The organism is Streptomyces canus (genome assembly GCF_030816965.1).
Taxonomy (GTDB): domain Bacteria; phylum Actinomycetota; class Actinomycetes; order Streptomycetales; family Streptomycetaceae; genus Streptomyces; species Streptomyces canus_E.
Map to the genome: position 1 here is coordinate 9,049,059 of NZ_JAUSYQ010000002.1, position 14,459 is coordinate 9,063,517.

Annotated in this window: 15 protein-coding genes, 1 tRNA gene and 1 pseudogene; 10 read left to right on the forward strand and 7 right to left on the reverse strand. The window is 71.5% G+C overall.

Annotation, left to right across the window (positions count from 1 at the left end):
* Positions 1 to 32: 32 nt before the first annotated feature.
* A pseudogene (locus QF027_RS42205) lies at positions 33 to 415 on the reverse strand (YbfB/YjiJ family MFS transporter); the annotation flags it as partial.
* A gap of 35 nt (positions 416 to 450) precedes the next feature.
* Positions 451 to 741, reverse strand: a complete 291-nt coding sequence (locus QF027_RS42210; RefSeq protein ID WP_306973692.1) for a muconolactone Delta-isomerase family protein — start codon at positions 739 to 741, stop codon at positions 451 to 453.
* Between the two features lie 108 nt (positions 742 to 849).
* On the opposite strand from QF027_RS42210, the gene QF027_RS42215 reads away from it, so the two are divergent.
* The 10 genes from QF027_RS42215 to QF027_RS42260 all read left to right on the forward strand — a co-directional run bounded on the left by QF027_RS42215 (position 850) and on the right by QF027_RS42260 (position 8,089).
* Positions 850 to 1,788 carry a LysR family transcriptional regulator gene (locus QF027_RS42215; RefSeq protein ID WP_306973690.1) on the forward strand — a complete coding sequence of 313 codons (939 nt, stop codon included), beginning with the start codon at positions 850 to 852 and terminating at the stop codon, positions 1,786 to 1,788.
* 126 nt (positions 1,789 to 1,914) lie between these two features.
* Positions 1,915 to 2,628 carry an SDR family NAD(P)-dependent oxidoreductase gene (locus tag QF027_RS42220; protein ID WP_307080695.1) on the forward strand — a complete coding sequence of 238 codons (714 nt, stop codon included), beginning with the start codon at positions 1,915 to 1,917 and terminating at the stop codon, positions 2,626 to 2,628.
* A gap of 32 nt (positions 2,629 to 2,660) precedes the next feature.
* Positions 2,661 to 3,050, forward strand: coding sequence for an SgcJ/EcaC family oxidoreductase (locus QF027_RS42225; RefSeq protein WP_307080697.1), 390 nt, complete (start codon positions 2,661 to 2,663; stop codon positions 3,048 to 3,050).
* A gap of 147 nt (positions 3,051 to 3,197) precedes the next feature.
* On the forward strand, positions 3,198 to 4,226 hold the full coding sequence (tdh, locus tag QF027_RS42230; RefSeq protein WP_307080698.1) for an L-threonine 3-dehydrogenase: 1,029 nt from the start codon (positions 3,198 to 3,200) through the stop codon (positions 4,224 to 4,226).
* 14 nt (positions 4,227 to 4,240) lie between these two features.
* Complete coding sequence (locus tag QF027_RS42235) at positions 4,241 to 5,434, forward strand: glycine C-acetyltransferase (protein ID WP_306973681.1); 1,194 nt, start codon at positions 4,241 to 4,243, stop codon at positions 5,432 to 5,434.
* A 27-nt stretch (positions 5,435 to 5,461) separates the two neighbouring features.
* Positions 5,462 to 6,364, forward strand: a complete 903-nt coding sequence (locus QF027_RS42240; protein ID WP_306973679.1) for a LysR family transcriptional regulator — start codon at positions 5,462 to 5,464, stop codon at positions 6,362 to 6,364.
* 52 nt (positions 6,365 to 6,416) lie between these two features.
* Complete coding sequence (locus QF027_RS42245) at positions 6,417 to 6,995, forward strand: helix-turn-helix domain-containing protein (RefSeq protein ID WP_307080700.1); 579 nt, start codon at positions 6,417 to 6,419, stop codon at positions 6,993 to 6,995.
* Positions 6,992 to 7,525, forward strand: a complete 534-nt coding sequence (locus tag QF027_RS42250; RefSeq protein WP_306973675.1) for a GNAT family N-acetyltransferase — start codon at positions 6,992 to 6,994, stop codon at positions 7,523 to 7,525. The genes QF027_RS42245 and QF027_RS42250 overlap by 4 nt, the downstream gene beginning before the upstream one ends.
* Positions 7,526 to 7,555: 30 nt before the next feature.
* Positions 7,556 to 7,921: an MmcQ/YjbR family DNA-binding protein gene (locus QF027_RS42255; RefSeq protein WP_306973673.1), complete on the forward strand. Its 366-nt coding sequence runs from the start codon at positions 7,556 to 7,558 to the stop codon at positions 7,919 to 7,921.
* Positions 7,922 to 8,012: 91 nt separating this feature from the next.
* Positions 8,013 to 8,089: transfer RNA gene (locus QF027_RS42260), tRNA-Pro, on the forward strand.
* 72 nt (positions 8,090 to 8,161) lie between these two features.
* Here the strand turns inward: QF027_RS42260 and QF027_RS42265 are convergent.
* From QF027_RS42265 to glyA, 5 genes are read right to left on the reverse strand one after another with little or no spacing between them, the layout of a single operon-like run.
* The gene (locus tag QF027_RS42265; protein WP_306973671.1) at positions 8,162 to 8,782 is read right to left on the reverse strand and encodes a sarcosine oxidase subunit gamma; all 621 of its coding nucleotides are present in this window, start codon (positions 8,780 to 8,782) and stop codon (positions 8,162 to 8,164) included.
* Positions 8,775 to 11,600, reverse strand: coding sequence for a sarcosine oxidase subunit alpha family protein (locus QF027_RS42270; RefSeq protein WP_307080702.1), 2,826 nt, complete (start codon positions 11,598 to 11,600; stop codon positions 8,775 to 8,777). Before QF027_RS42270 ends, QF027_RS42265 begins: the two co-directional genes overlap by 8 nt.
* Complete coding sequence (locus QF027_RS42275) at positions 11,597 to 11,878, reverse strand: sarcosine oxidase subunit delta (RefSeq protein WP_037716130.1); 282 nt, start codon at positions 11,876 to 11,878, stop codon at positions 11,597 to 11,599. The genes QF027_RS42270 and QF027_RS42275 overlap by 4 nt, the downstream gene beginning before the upstream one ends.
* 18 nt (positions 11,879 to 11,896) lie before the next feature.
* Complete coding sequence (locus QF027_RS42280; protein WP_306973663.1) at positions 11,897 to 13,117, reverse strand: sarcosine oxidase subunit beta family protein; 1,221 nt, start codon at positions 13,115 to 13,117, stop codon at positions 11,897 to 11,899.
* Complete coding sequence (gene glyA, locus QF027_RS42285) at positions 13,114 to 14,418, reverse strand: serine hydroxymethyltransferase (protein ID WP_307080704.1); 1,305 nt, start codon at positions 14,416 to 14,418, stop codon at positions 13,114 to 13,116. Before glyA ends, QF027_RS42280 begins: the two co-directional genes overlap by 4 nt.
* Positions 14,419 to 14,459 lie beyond the last annotated feature (41 nt).

The window sequence follows — 14,459 nt, forward strand, 5'->3', positions numbered from 1 at the left end:
CATGTCAGTCGGCCGGGTGCGGCGGTGAGTGCTCAGGGGCCGGCCGCGGTGGGCCGGGCGCCCTCGGTCGATTCTCGCTGCTGATCGGGGACTGTGTGCGCCATTACGACCATGTGGTGCGGAAAACCGATCCGCAGCACGGTGCCGCCGCGGCTGCGACCAGGGCCACGAGGGCGGCCAGGAGGAGGGCCCGACGGTAGCCGTGGTGCAGCATCGGAGCGGCGGCCGACGGGCCCAGGATCCGTCCGACCGAGTACCCGGCGGTCAGCAGAGCGACCGAGCGAGGGAACCGCAGGTGCGTTCCGACGGCCAGGGCGAGCGAGCTGACGCCGATGAACGTGGCGCCGAACAGCACCGCCGAGCCGAGCGCCGCGGCCGTACCGCCGACCAGGGCGGGCAGCGCGATTGGCGCCGCCGCCCGGGCGGTATGACTCCAGGGGGACGAGGCGCTCACTTCGCGCCGGGGTCGTTGGGATGCGAGACGAGCGGGGTGACGGTGAGGGTCATCCACGGGCGCAGCGGCAGGGTGCCGAGCACCTTCTCGTGGAGCTCCTCCTCGTCGGCGGCCCGCCACACCCCGATGCTGCGCAACTCGCCCACGGGGCGCCACAGTCGGGCGAGATTGCCGGTGGCGGTCAGTTCCTTCGCGCGGACGGCCTCGGCGGCCCGCCGCCGGTCGACCTCCTCCTGTGCGGTGCCCTCGGGAACGGTGGTGGTGATCTCGACCAGGAACTCTCGCATGACGCGCTCCGCTCGTCGTTGGTGAGCCCATCGTGCGCGCGTCACCTGCGCCGATGCCACGACCGGCTTCCTCGCTGCTGATAGGCGCAGCCTCCCAGCGGGCGTACGATGGCGCCCGTGGAACTGCGCCAGCTGCGGTACTTCGTCGCGGTAGCCGAAGAGCTGAACTTCGGTCGGGCCGCCGAGCGGTTGCTCATCGCGGGCCCCTCGCTCTCCCAGCAGATCAAGGCCCTCGAACGGGACCTGGGCGTCCGGCTGTTCGACCGCGACCGCCGCAAGGTCTCCCTCACCCAGGCCGGTGCCGCCCTCCTCCCGCACACCCGCGCCCTGCTCGACCGCGCCGACGACCTCAAACGCCGGGCCGGCAGCCTGACCGGCTCGCAGTCGGTGCGGCTCGGATACGTCAACTGGCTTCCCCCGGACCTGATGTCGCGTACGTCAGCGGTGGCCCAGGTGCACCTCGACGCCTGGGTCGCCCCCTCCCACACCCAGGCCGCGCGCGTCGCCGACGGCAGCCTGGACCTCGCCGTCTGCTGGGTGCGCACCGAGGACCTCCGCAGGCAAGGGCTGCGGGCCCGGCTGATCGGCGCCGACCGGCTCTACGCCGTCGCGAGGGGCGGCGACACCAGCGACGTACCCGACGTGGCGGCCCGGGACGTCCATGTACTCATCGACGACGATCTCACCGCCTGGGCCGCCTGGAACGTGTACGCCGAGGAGCTCGCGCAGGCGACCGGCGCCCGTCCGGTACGCATCTCCGACGGCGCGATCACCGGCCCCGCGTTCTTCGACCACGTGCGCCGCTGCACCCGCCCCGTCGTCAACTCGCCCAAGGGGCAGACCAGTCCGCTCCCGCCCGACCTCGTCCGCCGCGAGATCGTCGGGCCGAAGGTCTACTGGACCTGGTCCCTGGTGTGGCGCGAGAAGGAGGAGCGCGCCGGTGTCCTGGCCGTCGTCGACGCGCTGTGCGAGGGCGTCGGCGACCTCGGTCTCCACGCCCCGGACGCCTGGCTGCCCGCCGGCGATCCGTACGCGACCCCCGGCTGACCTGCGCTGGGAGGCAGTGCCTCCCAGGCCGTAGGAAGCCCGTCCTTCCGTCTCCCGGTGGACGGGCCTACCTTCGAATAGTCGACCGGTCGGCTAGTACCGGTCCCCGACTCGAAGAAGGTCACCATGAGCACGCAGAGCCAGAAGGTCGCGATCATCACCGGCGCCTCGCAGGGCATCGGCGCCGCCCTCGTCGAGGGCTACCGCAAGCTCGGATACGCCGTCGTCGCCACCTCGCGCACCATCGCACCCGTCGACGACGTGGACGTCCTCACCGTCCAGGGCGACATCGCCGACCCGGCCACCGCGGGGCGCGTCGTCGAGGCCGCCGTGGAGCGGTTCGGCCGCATCGACACCGTGGTGAACAACGCGGGCGTCTTCGTCGCCAAGCCGTTCACCGAGTACACCGCCGAGGACTACGCCACCGTGACGGGCATCAACGTCGCCGGCGTCTTCCATCTCACCCAGGAGGCCGTCCCGCACCTGCTCGCCCAGGGCGGCGGTCACATCGTCAACGTCACCACCAGCCTGGTCGACAACGCGGACTCCCAGGTTCCCTCCGTGCTGGCCTCGTTGACCAAGGGCGGAGTGCAGTCCGCCACCAAGTCCCTCGCCATCGAGTACGCCACCCGCGGCATCCGTGTCAACGCCGTGTCGCCCGGCACCATCAAGACCCCCATGCACGCGGAAGAGACCCACGAGTTCCTCGCCGCCCTGCACCCGGTCGGACGGATGGGCGAAATGAGCGACATCGTGGACGCCGTGCTCTTCCTGGAGACGGCGCCGTTCGTCACCGGCGAGATCCTGCACGTCGACGGCGGCATGAGCGCCGGACACTGACGACCCGTCAATTCATCGACCAAGGAGCGGACATGACCAGTTCGACGGACGACAAGGGGATCCTGAGCGGGGTCCTCGACCGGTGGAAGGCCGCTGTCGACGCCCACCAACCGGAGCGCGTGGCCGCCCTCTTCACCGAGGACGCCCTCTTCCAGGGACTGCATCCCTACAGCGTCGGACGGCAGGGCGTCGCCGAGTACTACGACTCCCAGCCGCTCGGCCTGAAGGCGGAGTACCGCATCCTCGAGACGCGGCGCCCCGCCGACGGCCTCGTCCTGGGCTACCTGGACGTCGACTTCACGTTCACCGACCGGCCCACCCTCGCGGTCAAGCTCGCGGTTCTCCTGACCCGGGCGGGCGACGACTGGTACATCAGCCACTACCAGGTCTCCCGCCTCGACGAGGGCCCGCAGCGGGCGTGAAGCCCAGCTGTGGCGACGCTTAAGAAATCCTCGATGGACCACGGGGGCGTCGTACGGCAGATTGCTGAGCGATTCCACCCCTCACCCTGGTCGCGGGCATGCCTCGGCATGACCGCGACCACGGATCGCACCCACAGGAGCCAAGCCGTGAAGGCGCTGGTCAAGGAGAAGGCGGAGCCCGGACTGTGGCTCGCGGACGTCCCGGAGCCGGCCGTCGGCCCCGGGGACGTACTGATCAAGGTGCTGCGCACCGGCATCTGCGGCACCGATCTGCACATCCGGTCCTGGGACGGCTGGGCACAGCAGGCGATCCGCACGCCCCTCGTCCTGGGGCACGAGTTCGTCGGCGAGGTCGTGGAGACCGGACGCGATGTCTCGGAGATCACCATCGGCGACCGGGTGAGCGGCGAGGGGCACCTCGTCTGCGGCAAGTGCCGCAACTGCCTCGCCGGACGGCGGCACCTGTGCCGGGCCACGGTCGGGCTCGGCGTCGGCCGGGACGGGGCCTTCGCGGAGTACGTCGCCCTGCCCGTCGCCAATGTGTGGGTGCACCGCGTCCCCGTTGAACTCGACGTGGCCGCGATCTTCGACCCGTTCGGCAACGCCGTGCACACCGCGCTGTCGTTCCCGCTGGTCGGCGAGGACGTGCTGATCACCGGCGCGGGCCCGATCGGACTGATGGCGGCGGCGGTCGCCCGGCACGCGGGTGCGCGCAACGTCGTCGTCACCGACGTCAGCGAAGAGCGCCTGGACCTGGCCCGCAAGATCGGGGTGAGCCTCGCGCTGAATGTGTCGGAGGCGCGGATCGCCGACGGGCAGCGGGAGTTGGGGCTGCGCGAGGGTTTCGACATCGGCCTGGAGATGTCCGGTCGGCCGGAGGCCCTGCGCGACATGATCGCCAACATGACGCACGGCGGCCGGATCGCGATGCTGGGACTGCCGGCCGCGGAGTTCCCGGTCGACTGGGCCCGGATCGTCACCTCGATGATCACCATCAAGGGCATCTACGGCCGGGAGATGTTCGAGACCTGGTACGCGATGTCGGTCCTCCTGGAGGGCGGCCTCGACCTCGCCCCCGTGATCACCGGCCGGTACGGCTACCGCGACTTCGAGGCCGCGTTCGCCGACGCGGCGAGCGGCCGCGGCGGCAAGGTCATCCTCGACTGGACCAACTGACGTAGGGATTGATGATGTTCGACTCCGTGCGCGACGACCTGCGCGCCACCCTCGACGAGATCCGCGCGGCCGGCCTGCACAAGCCGGAGCGGGTGATCGACACCCCGCAGTCCGCGACGGTGAACGTCTCCGCGGGCGGCCGCCCCGGCGAGGTACTCAACTTCTGCGCCAACAACTACCTCGGCCTCGCCGACCACCCCGAGGTCGTCGCCGCCGCCCACGCCGCCCTGGACCGCTGGGGCTACGGCATGGCCTCGGTCCGCTTCATCTGCGGCACGCAGGAGGTCCACAAGGAGCTGGAGGCGCGGCTGTCCGCCTTCCTCGGCCAGGAGGACACGATCCTGTATTCCTCCTGCTTCGACGCCAACGGCGGTGTCTTCGAGACGCTGCTGGGTTCGGAGGACGCGGTGATCTCCGACGCCCTGAACCACGCGTCCATCATCGACGGCATCCGGCTGTCCAAGGCCCGCCGCTTCCGGTATGCCAACCGTGATCTGGCGGATCTGGAACGGCAGTTGAAGGAGGCCGCGGGCGCCCGGCGCAGGCTGATCGTCACCGACGGCGTCTTCTCCATGGACGGTTACGTCGCCCCGCTGAAGGACATCTGCGACCTCGCCGACCGGTACGACGCCATGGTCATGGTCGACGACTCGCACGCCGTCGGCTTCGTCGGCCCCGGCGGCCGCGGCACCCCCGAGCTGCACGGCGTCATGGACCGCGTCGACATCGTCACCGGCACCCTCGGCAAGGCGCTCGGCGGCGCCTCCGGCGGTTACGTCGCCGCCCGTGCCGAGATCGTCGCGCTCCTGCGCCAGCGCTCACGGCCGTACCTCTTCTCGAACACGCTCGCCCCGGTGATCGCCGCGGCCTCCCTGAAGGTCCTCGACCTGCTGGAGTCGGCGGACGACCTGCGGGTGCGGCTGCGGGAGAACACCGCGCTGTTCCGGCGCCGGATGACGGAGGAGGGTTTCGACGTCCTGCCCGGTGATCACCCCATCGCGCCCGTGATGATCGGGGACGCGACGAAGGCGGGACGCCTCGCGGAGCTGCTCCTGGCGCGGGGCGTGTACGTGATCGGCTTCTCGTACCCGGTGGTGCCTCAGGGGCAGGCGCGCATCCGGGTGCAGCTCTCGGCGGCCCACTCCACCGAGGACGTGAACCGCGCGGTCGATGCCTTCGTCGCGGCCAGGGCCGAGCTGGCGGCCTAGTCCGGACGAATTGCGATAATCGATCCCATGATCGAAGCGCGGCGGCTCCACATCCTCCGTGCGGTGGCCGACCACCGCACGGTCACGGCGGCTGCCGCCGCGCTGTATCTCACCCCCTCCGCGGTCTCGCAGCAGCTCACGGCCCTGGAGCAGGAGACCGGCCACCGGCTCGTCGAGCGCGGTGCGAAGGGCGTACGGCTGACTGCGGCCGGCGAGATCCTGCTCAGCCACACCAACGCGGTCCTGGCCCAGCTGGAGCGGGCGGAGGCCGAGCTGGCCGCCTACAGCTCGGGCGCGGCCGGCACGGTCACGGTCGCCTCCTTCGCGACCGGGATCGTCCTGGTCGTGGCACCCGCGGTGGCCCGCCTCGCCTCGACGGCCCCCGGCATCCACCTCCGCGTCCAGGACGCCGAGGGCGACGCCAGCCTGCCGATGGTCCTCGACCGGCAGGTCGATGTGGCGGTCGCCGTGGAGTACCGCGGGGCCCCGCCCGCCGACGATCCCCGCCTGGCCCACGTGCCCCTGTACGCCGAGCCCTTCGACGCGGTCGTCCCGGTGAGCCACCGGCTGGCCGACGCGGGCGAGGTGCCGCTGGCCGAGCTCGCCAAGGACCCGTGGATCGGCCCCTACCCGGGCAACCCCTGCCATGACGTGGTGGTCCTGGCCTGCGAGAACGCCGGGTTCCAGCCGCGTCTGGAGCACTCGTCGGACGATTTCCGTGCGGTGGTGGCACTGGCGTCGGCGGACGCGGGGGTGGCGTTGGTACCGCGTTCGGCGCTGATCGGGATGGACCTCACCGGGGTGGTCGTACGGCCGGTGGACGGGGTCGCCCCGACGCGCCGGGTCTTCGCGGCCGTGCGGCGGGGAGCGGAGGAGCACCCCCTCATCCGTCCTGTGCTCGACGCGCTCGGAGCCGTTGCCGGGGGGTAGGGAGACGGCCACGGCTAGCGGGCTTTCTCGCGTATGGGATATCGTCCCGAATATGAAACGCGATGAACCCGGGCCCGACCCCGTCGACACCCGCCTCGGCGTCCGACTCGCCGCCCTGCGGGCCGAACGGGGCTGGTCTCTGGGTGAGTTGGCCGAGCGCAGCGGCGTCAGCAAGTCCACCCTCTCCCGCGCCGAGCGGGCCGAGATCAGCCCCACCGCCTCGCTGCTGAACCGGCTGTGCGGGGTGTACGGGCGGACCATGTCCCAGTTGCTCAGCGAGGTCGAGGCCGAGCCCGCGCTGCTGATTCGCGGCGCCGACCAGACGGTGTGGGAGGACCGGGCCACCGGGTTCGTACGGCGGTCCGTGTCGCCGCCGCACTCCGGGCTGCGCGGCGAACTCGTCGAGGGACGGCTCGCCGCCGGTTCCGACATCGCCTACGACCGGCCGCCCGTGCCGGGCCTGGAGCAGCACATCTGGGTTCTGGAGGGTGCGCTCGGCGTCACCGCCCAGGACGAAGAGCACCACCTCGGCACCGGGGACTGTCTGCGGCTGCGGGTGTGGGGACCGACACGGTTCCGGTGCGCGGGTCCCGACCCGGTGCGGTACGTGCTGGCGGTGGTCCTGCCGTGATCGTCACCCGCCTGGACGAGGTCCGACTGCCGGCCCGCGTGGACGGGTTGGCCGATCTGCTGGTCGACACGGTGGACGGCGGCGCCTCCATCGGGTTCCTCGCACCGATGGACCGGGCGGCGGCCGTCGCCTGGTGGAAGGAGCGTGCGGACGCGGTGGCCGCGGGGTGTCTGGCGGTGTGGGCGGCGGACGACGGTCACCGCGCGGTCGGTACCGTCAGCCTGGCCTTCCCCGACAAGCCCAACTCCCGCCACCGGGCGGAGCTTGTCAAACTGATGGTGCACCGGGACGCGCGCGGGCACGGTCTCGGGCGGCGGCTCCTCGGCATCGCGGAGGAGGCCGCCCGCACGGCCGGAATCACCCTGCTCCACCTGGACACCGAGACCGACAGCCCCGCCGAGCGCCTCTACGGCAGTGCCGGCTGGACCCGCGCCGGTGTCATCCCCGACTACGCGGCCGATCCCGCCGGGGTGTTGCGGCCGACGACGCTGTACTACAAGCGGCTCGGGGCGCCCGCTCCGACCAGGTGATTGTCAGTGGCAGCCGCTACGGTGCCTGTCATGCCGGACGCCGAAGACGTACGCCGTATCGCCCTGTCCCTGCCGGACACGACGGAGAAGATCGCCTGGAGCATGCCCACGTTCCGGGTCGCGGGGAAGATGTTCGCCACGCTGCCCGAGGACGAGACCTCCCTCGCCGTGCGCTGTCCGAAGGAGGAGCGCGACGAGCTGGTGCTGGCCGAGCCGGGGAAGTTCTGGATCGCCGATCACGAGGCACAGTTCGCGTGGGTGCGCGCCCGACTCGCCGCGATCGAGGACGACGGCGAACTGCGGGACATCCTCGCCGACTCCTGGCGGCAGGCGGCGCCGTCCGGGCTGCTCGACGCGTATCCGGGGCTGGGGCTGCCCGATCCGCCCAGGGGGTGAGGAGGGCGAAAGGGGTGCGCGACCACCGACCCGAGTGCGGTATGGTTTCTCTGCACGTTCGGCCAGGGGAAACCCCAGGTCAGGCGGGCACCGGGACGTGGCGCAGCTTGGTAGCGCACTTGACTGGGGGTCAAGGGGTCGCAGGTTCAAATCCTGTCGTCCCGACCAGCTTCACGCAGGTCGGAGGCCGTTTTCTCAGGGATGAGAAAACGGCCTTTTCCGTATTCCGTGGGGCGCCCGTCAGGCGACCCGCGGCCCGCCGTACTCGCTCATCGCGTCGATGAGCCAGCGGGCCAGATAGTCGGCGAACGAGGACCGCGGGAGCAGGCGGTACGTCGGACCGTCGTCGAGCTGCCAGAGCAGCACCGCGATGGGGCCCACGGTGGTCGACACCGCGCGGCCGGGACCGAAGACGCGGGGGTGCAGGTCCAGCGGGCAGCCCTTCTCCAGCACCTCCCGGGCGGCAGGTCCGCTCAGCTCCAGTGTGGTGCGGTTCGCCGAGACGTCCACGACCGAGCCGGGAGCGCCGTCGAGGGCCTGCCGTACCTGGGCGGTCACGGTACCCGCGTCGGCCCGGGACAGCACGAGCCACTCGTCGGGGCCGAGCCACAGGATCGTATGGAGGCCCGAGGTGGCGGTGTCGCCGCACCGGCGGGGGAGCGGCGTCCCCAGGGTCCTGCCGATCCGGTGGGCCGCCTCGGACGCGGGGGCGACCCGCACGTTCACCATCGTGACGAACGGCAGCTCGGCCAGGGTGACGCCCCGGGCGCCGCCGACGCCGGCTGCGCGCATCCGCTCCTGAAGGTGGGACAGGGGGCTCGTGCGCAGGGCCACCGGTCCCTCCGTGATCGGTTCAGCCATCTCGCCGGGTCCCTTCGGGGTCGTAGAGGACGAAGTCGGTCACCTCGACCGGCACCAGGGCCTCGCCCACCGGGGCGAGCAGGGTCTGGCCCTTCCTCGCCTGTCCGTCGGCGACGAGGGCGAGGGCGAAGGGGCGGCCCAGGGCCGGGCTGTGGTAGCTGGAGGTGACGTGGCCGAGCATCGGCACGGGCACGGTCTCCAAGGAGACGTCCGCCGCGACGAGTTGGGTGCCCTCGGGCAGCCGGGTCGTACGGTCGGCCGGGAGCAGGCCGACCAGTTGCTTGCGGTCGGTGCGGGCGGTGTCGGCGCGGGCGAAGGACCGTTTGCCGATGAAGTCCTTCTGCTTCGACACCACCCAGGACATGCCCGCGTCCTGCGGGGTGACCGTGCCGTCGGTGTCCTGGCCGACGATGATGTAGCCCTTCTCGGCCCGCAGGACGTGCATCGTCTCGGTGCCGTACGGGGTGATGCCGTAGGGCCGGCCGATCGCGTCCACCTCCTCCCAGACCGCGAGGCCGTACCACGCCGAGACGTTGACCTCGTAGGCGAGTTCGCCGGAGAAGGAGATCCGGCAGATCCGGGCCGGGACGCCGGAGGCCAGGGTCGTCTCGCGGAAGGCCATGAAGGGGAAAGCCTCGGTGGACAGATCGACATCAGGGGCCAGACTCGCGACCACCTCGCGCGACCGCGGACCGACGACGGCGATCGTCGCCCACTGCTCGGTCACCGAGGTGCAGTGCACGTCGAGCTCGGGCCACTCGGTCTGCGACCACTCCTCCAGCCAGTCCAGGACGCCCGCGGCGCCGCCGGTCGTGGTGGTCATGAAGTAGCGGTTGTCGTCGAGGCGCAGGGTCACACCGTCGTCGAAGATCATGCCGTCGGGCTTGCACATGACGCCGTAGCGGGCCGTGCCGGGCTTGAGCTTCTTGAAGGCGTTCGTGTAGATCCGGTTGAGGAACTCACCCGCGTCCGCGCCCCAGATCTCGATCTTGCCGAGGGTGGAGGCGTCCATGAACGCCACCCCCTCCCGGGCCGCCCGGCACTCGCGCGCCACGGCCGCGTCCATGTCCTCACCGGTCTGCGGGTAGTACCGGGGGCGCTTCCACTGCCCGACGTCCTCGAACTCCGCGCCGTGCGCCACATGCCAGCTGTGCAGGGACGTGGTCCGCTCCGGATCGAACAACTCGCCGCGCTCACGCCCGGCCAGGGCGGCGAAGGCGATCGGCGTGTACGGCGCCCGGTAGGCCGTGGTGCCGATCTCTCCGAGCGAACCACCCAGGGCCTCGGCGATCACTCCGATCGCGTTGACGCCGGACGTCTTGCCCTGGTCGTTCGCCGTGCCGAGCGAGGTGTACCGCTTGACGTGCTCGACCCCGCGCATTCCCGCGCCGGTGGAGCGCCAGACGTCGGCGACGGTGACATCGCGCTGGAGGTCGACGAAGTGGCTGTCCCAGGTGCCGGGCTCGCCGTCGGGGGCGGGCACCAGCCACAGGGCGCGCGTCGGGCCGGGTGCGCGCCGCGCGACCTCGGCCGGTACGGGGACCGGGAACCCTGCCGCTGTCGCGGCCAGTGCTCCGGCCCGCCCCCCCTCGGCCAGACAGTCGTCGGGGTCGTACGTCCCCCGTGCCGCCCCCACGACCTGCTGATCCCGTACGACCCCCTCCGGCACGAACGCGGCGAGCCCGGAGTCCCAGCGCAGCCGCCCCTGGCGCTGGCTGTGCAGATGCACCACCGGACTCCAGCCGCCCGACACGGCGAGCAGATCGCAGGTGAACGACTCGGGTTCACCAGTGAGTTGGCCCTCGCCGTCGAGGGCGCGCACGGTGACGCCGGTGAGCCGGTGCTCGCCCGCCGTACCGACCACCGCGCTGCCCGTCAGCACCCGTACCCCGGTCGCCGCGGCCACCTCGGCGGCCCGGTCGGACAGTTCGGGGCGCGCGTCCACGACGACGGCGACGGGGATCCCGGCCGCACACAGGTCGGCGACCGTGTCATAGGCGCTGTCGTTGGTCGTGCTCACCACGGCCCGCGAACCCGGTGCCACGGCATACCGGTTGAGATAGGTGCGCACGGCCCCGGCGAGCATCACGCCGGGCCGGTCGTTGCCCGCGAAGACCAGCGGACGCTCGTGCGCACCGGTCGCGAGGACCACCTGGCGGGCCCGTATGTGCCACAGCCGCTGCCGGGAGACGCCTTCGGGAGCGGCCGCGCCGAGGTGGTCGGTGCGCCGCTGCAGCGCCAGCACGTAGTTGTCGTCGTACGACCCGAAGGCCGTGGTCCGATGCAGTACGACGGCCTCGGGCGCGGCGTCGAGCGCGGCGCGCAGCTCGTCGGCACGCTCCCCGTCGGCGGGCTCGGGCCGCTCGTCGACGAGGAGCACGCGGGCGCCGGAGGCGGCGGCAGCGGCGGCGGCTGCGAGACCGGCCGGCCCGGCGCCGACGACCAGGACGTCGGTGTGGACGTACTTCTTGTCGTAGACGGCGGGATCCGGAGTGAGGTCCAGGCGGCCCATCCCGGAGAGCGTGGTGGCGGACAGGCCGTCGTACAGCTCGACGGTCGTGGCCGGGAGCATGCCCTCCGAGCACGAACCGCCCAGCTGGACCAGGGCGTTCGGCTCCTCGACACCCGCGGCGACGATGCCGCGCGGGCGGCCGCGGTAGAGCGAGGGGGCGACCTCGACGAGCCCGTTCGCCAGCATCGCGGAGGCGAGGGTGTCGCCGGGGTGACCGGTCAACTCCCGTCCGTCGACGGTGAATCGCAGCAAGGTGCCGCGGTCGACACGGCCGCCTCGCGGCAGCCGGAAGCGCTGGTCGGTCATCGGTTCCCTCCCGGGCGTGGCTCGTCGAGCCGGTACGAGGTCAGCACCTCGTGGGTGGCGGTGTCGCGCAGGACGTTGAACCAGCGGCGGCAGCCGATGCTGTGCATCCACCGTTCCGCGAAGGGGCCCTTGGGGTTGTCGCGGTAGAAGACGTACTCGGCCCACTGCTCGTCGGTGAGGTCGGCGGGGGACTCGGGGTGGGGGACATGGGCCTGACCGCCGTAGTGGTACTCGGTCTCGTTCCGCGGTCCGCACCATGGGCAGGTGATCAGCAGCACGGCGTTCTCCTCAATGCCTCAGTGGGCCACGGCCGCGGCGCCGTGTTCGTCGATCAGCGCACCGGTCGTGAAACGGTCGAGGGCGAAGGGGGCGTTCAGCGGATGCGGTTCGCCGGTGGCGATGGTGTGCGCGAAGGTCCAGCCGGCCGCCGGAGTGGCCTTGAAACCGCCGGTTCCCCACCCGCAGTTGACGTACAGGTTCTCGACCGGCGTGCTGCCGATGATCGGCGAGGCGTCCGGAGTGACGTCGACGATGCCGCCCCAGGTGCGCAGCACATGCGCCCTCGCGAAGATCGGGAACAGCTCGACGGCGGCGGCCATCTGCTGCTCGATCACATGGAACGAGCCGCGTTGTCCGTAGCCGTTGTACGAGTCGACGCCCGCGCCCATCACCAGCTCGCCCTTGTGGGCCTGGGAGACGTAGACGTGCACGTGGTTCGACATGACGACGGTCGGATGCACCGGCTCGTGCAGCTCGGAGACCAGGGCCTGCAGGGGGTGGGACTGCACCGGCAGCCGTACGCCCGCCCGCTCGGCCAGCACGCTGCTGTGCCCGGCGGCCGCGAGACCGACCCGGCCGGCGTGGATGCGGCCGCGGTTGGTGTCGACGCCCACGACCCGGTCGCCGTCCCTGAGGAAGCCGGTGACCTCGCAGCCCTGGATCAGGTCCACGCCCAGCTCGTCGGCGCGGCGGGCCAGCGCCCAGGCGACGTGGTCGTGCTTGGCGATGCCGGCGCGCGGCTGGAAGGTGGCGCCGAGCACCGGATACCGGGTGCGGGACGAGACGTTGAGGATGGGGCAGACCTTGGCGACCTCGTCCGGCTCCAGCCACTCGGCGTCGACCCCGTTGAGACGGTTGGCGTTGACACGGCGCACGCCCTCGCGGACGTCCTGCGGGGTGTGCGCGAGGTTGAGGACACCGCGCTGGCTGAACAGGAAGTCGTATTCCAGCTCCTCCGGGAGCCGCTCCCACAGCTTCAGCGCGTGCTCGTAGATCGCCGCGCTCTCGTCCCACAGGTAGTTGGAGCGGATGATCGTGGTGTTGCGGGCCATGTTGCCGCCCGCGAGCCAGCCTTTCTCCAGGACGGCCACATTGGTGATGCCGTGGTTCTTGGCGAGGTAGTAGGCGGTGGCCAGACCGTGCCCGCCCGCGCCGACGATGACGACGTCGTACGAGGGGCGCGGGTCGGGGTTGCGCCAGAGGAAGTCCGGGTGTTCCGGCAGCGGTTCGGCGGTCATGCCGGGCCTCCGTCGAGGTGGGGGTAGAGCGGGAAGGCGGCGGCGAGCTTCTCGACCCGGGCGCGCAGTTCGTCGTCGGGCCGTTCGCCCTTCAGGGCCTCGGCGATGATGTCGGCGACCTCGCGGAACTCCGTCTCGCCGAAGCCGCGGGTGGCCAGGGCGGGCGTACCGATCCGCAGGCCCGACGAGACCATCGGCGGGCGCGGGTCGAAGGGCACGGCGTTGCGGTTGACGGTGATGCCGATCTGGTGCAGCCGGTCCTCGGCCTGCTTCCCGTCGAGCTCGGAGTTCCTCAGGTCCACCAGGACCAGGTGGACCTCGGTGCCGCCGGTCAGCACCGTGATCCCGGCCTCGGCGACGTCGTCGGCGAGCAGCCGTCCGGCGAGGATCTTCGCTCCCCGCAGCGTGCGCCGCTGTCGCTCCTTGAACTCCTCGCCCGCCGCCACCTTGAAGGCCACCGCCTTCGCCGCGATCACGTGCTCCAGCGGGCCGCCCTGCTGGCCGGGGAAGACCGCCGAGTTGATCTTCTTGGCCAGGTCGGCGCGGCTGAGGATGACACCGCCGCGCGGGCCCCCGAGGGTCTTGTGGGTGGTGGTCGTGACGACGTCGGCGTACGGCACCGGGCTCGGGTGGAGTCCTGCGGCCACCAGACCGGCGAAGTGGGCCATGTCCACCATCAGATACGCGCCCACCGCGTCGGCGATCCGGCGGAACGCGGCGAAGTCCAGCTGCCGGGGGTAGGCCGACCAGCCCGCGACGATCATCTTGGGCCGGTGGGCGAGGGCGAGCTGTTCGACCTCGTCCATGTCGACGCGCAGGTCGGACTCGCGTACGTGGTACGGGACGACGTTGTAGAGCTTGCCCGAGTAGTTGAGGCGCATGCCGTGGGTCAGGTGCCCGCCGTGCGCCAGGTCGAGGCCGAGGATCGTGTCGCCGGGCTCGAGCAGGGCGAACATCGCGGCCGCGTTGGCCTGCGCGCCCGAGTGCGGCTGGACGTTCGCGGCCTCGGCGCCGAAGAGCTCCTTGACCCTGGCGATGGCCAACCGCTCGATGACGTCGACGTGTTCGCAGCCGCCGTAGTAGCGGCGGCCCGGGTAGCCCTCGGCGTACTTGTTGGTCAGGACCGAGCCCTGCGCCTCCATCACGGCGGCCGGGGCGAAGTTCTCCGAGGCGATCATCTCGAGTGTGGACTGCTGGCGGTGCAGTTCGGCGGCCACGGCGGTGGCGACGTCCGGGTCGAGCTCGCTGAGGGGCAGGGAGAGGGGTGAGGTGGGCGTGGTGAGCGACGTACTCGTTGCCATCTGTGCACCATCCTGAGAGCCAGCTAATGAGCAACTGATAT

What these genes read in the sequence shown, in the direction of transcription:
- QF027_RS42210 (WP_306973692.1), bottom strand. Translation starts at nt 741, where the DNA reads ATGCGAGAGTTCCTGGTCGAGATCACCACCACCGTTCCCGAGGGCACC.
- QF027_RS42215 (WP_306973690.1), top strand. Translation starts at nt 850, where the DNA reads ATGGCGCCCGTGGAACTGCGCCAGCTGCGGTACTTCGTCGCGGTAGCC.
- QF027_RS42220 (WP_307080695.1), top strand. Translation starts at nt 1,915, where the DNA reads ATGAGCACGCAGAGCCAGAAGGTCGCGATCATCACCGGCGCCTCGCAG.
- QF027_RS42225 (WP_307080697.1), top strand. Translation starts at nt 2,661, where the DNA reads ATGACCAGTTCGACGGACGACAAGGGGATCCTGAGCGGGGTCCTCGAC.
- QF027_RS42235 (WP_306973681.1), top strand. Translation starts at nt 4,241, where the DNA reads ATGTTCGACTCCGTGCGCGACGACCTGCGCGCCACCCTCGACGAGATC.
- QF027_RS42240 (WP_306973679.1), top strand. Translation starts at nt 5,462, where the DNA reads ATGATCGAAGCGCGGCGGCTCCACATCCTCCGTGCGGTGGCCGACCAC.
- QF027_RS42245 (WP_307080700.1), top strand. Translation starts at nt 6,417, where the DNA reads ATGAAACGCGATGAACCCGGGCCCGACCCCGTCGACACCCGCCTCGGC.
- QF027_RS42255 (WP_306973673.1), top strand. Translation starts at nt 7,556, where the DNA reads ATGCCGGACGCCGAAGACGTACGCCGTATCGCCCTGTCCCTGCCGGAC.
- QF027_RS42265 (WP_306973671.1), bottom strand. Translation starts at nt 8,782, where the DNA reads ATGGCTGAACCGATCACGGAGGGACCGGTGGCCCTGCGCACGAGCCCC.
- QF027_RS42270 (WP_307080702.1), bottom strand. Translation starts at nt 11,600, where the DNA reads ATGACCGACCAGCGCTTCCGGCTGCCGCGAGGCGGCCGTGTCGACCGC.
- QF027_RS42280 (WP_306973663.1), bottom strand. Translation starts at nt 13,117, where the DNA reads ATGACCGCCGAACCGCTGCCGGAACACCCGGACTTCCTCTGGCGCAAC.
- glyA (WP_307080704.1), bottom strand. Translation starts at nt 14,418, where the DNA reads ATGGCAACGAGTACGTCGCTCACCACGCCCACCTCACCCCTCTCCCTG.